The organism is Sphingomonas sp. MJ1 (PH-R8) (assembly GCF_048058635.1).
Lineage (GTDB): Bacteria > Pseudomonadota > Alphaproteobacteria > Sphingomonadales > Sphingomonadaceae > Sphingomonas.
In genome coordinates this window covers 1-1,524 of record NZ_JBBEFX010000053.1, presented here as the reverse complement: position 1 = coordinate 1,524, position 1,524 = coordinate 1, and the positions used below count along the sequence as shown (strand labels likewise).

Genomic DNA, 1,524 nt, shown 5'->3' with positions numbered 1-1,524 from the left:
TCATGCACAATACTCCCTAGATTAACACTTAACGAGGACGTGTAATGCGTCTGTTTGTTCCGGACTTGTCAACAAGGGTAGTAGACACGCCGCCGGTTTCGCGCTTAGCGTGGCTCGCAGGCCACGCTGGAGTGGATTGTATCGCAGCGGGGCATGGAGACGGTTTTGATCCTGTGCCATGGTGATAGCTGCAGCGCAGCAAAACCGAGGACGAGCACGAACGTGGCAAAGGCCCTGTATTCGCCTAAGGATGGTTCTTTGTTCGAAGTGACCACGCCGACCATGCAACGTGCAGTGAAATGGCAGCCCAAGGCTGCGACCCTCCGGATCCGGGCCTGCTGCAGCGTCATTGCAGCGGATCTGGTCTCCGTGATCACCGGCTTCGCGCTGGCCGCCTCTCTGCGCGGGCTCGAGACCTCGACGGGGGTCGTCATCCTGGCGGCGCTGCTGCCCGTATACGCGTTTATCGCCTTCTACACCCATGCCTATGCCGCGGATCATCTGCAGAGCCCGCTGCAGGCCGCCGCAAAGGGCGCCAAGGCGCTGTTCATCGCCGTCTGCGCGGTGATCCTGATCGCCTATGGCCTCAAAACCAGCGAGAGCTTCTCCCGCGGGGTGCTGATCGCGGGCACGGCCACCACGCTGGGGTTGCTCATTTCTGCGCGCTACCTGCTCGTGCGCCACATGCCGACGCTGATCGGCGGCAACCCGTTCAGCGTGATGCTGCTGCACGACGGCCATTCGCCGGTTCCGCCGGGCGAATTCTCGGTGGTCATGACGATCGACGACAGCCTGGATCCGCAACAGCATGATCCGGTAATGTACGATCGGCTCGCCAAAATCGTCGCCAGCGCCGATCGCGTCGTGGTGGCATGCGCGCCTGGGCATCGCGCGGCCTGGGCCCATGCACTGAAGGGCACCAACGTCCAGGGCGAGATCTATGTGCCCGAGCTGACTGCGCTCACCCCGCTGGGCGTGTCGGCCCAAGGCGAGGCGCCGACGGTGGTCGTCTCCGCCGGGCCGCTGGGGCTGTTCGATCGCTTCATCAAGCGCGGCTTCGATGTCGCGGTGTCGGGTGCCGGCATCCTCCTGCTCGCCCCCTTCCTCTGCATTATCGCGCTGCTGATCAAATGGGACTCGCCCGGCCCGGTGCTGTTCAAGCAGGTGCGCATCGGCCGGGCGAACGAGATGTTCCGGATCTGGAAGTTCCGCAGCATGCGCGTCGAGCAGAGCGACGGCGCCGGCCACCGCTCCGCCTCGCGCGACGACGATCGCATCACCCGCGTCGGCCGCATCCTGCGCCGCACCAGCCTCGACGAGATCCCCCAGCTGTTCAACGTGCTGATCGGCGACATGAGCATCGTCGGGCCGCGCCCGCATGCGCTGGGGTCGCGCGCGGCGGAGAAGCTGTTCTGGGAGGTCGACGGCCGCTATTGGCATCGCCACGCCGCCAAGCCTGGGGTTACCGGCCTGGCCCAGATCCGCGGCTATCGCGGTGCGACCATTATCGAGGACGACCTCAGG

The 1,524-nt window shown here is 65.0% G+C and carries 1 protein-coding gene; it reads left to right on the top strand.

Annotation, left to right across the window (positions count from 1 at the left end; all coding sequences use genetic code 11):
• Window positions 1-267: 267 nt before the first annotated feature.
• The coding region (locus VPH46_RS16220) for a sugar transferase (protein WP_416612890.1) at window positions 268-1,524 on the top strand (1,257 nt) is incomplete at its 3' end.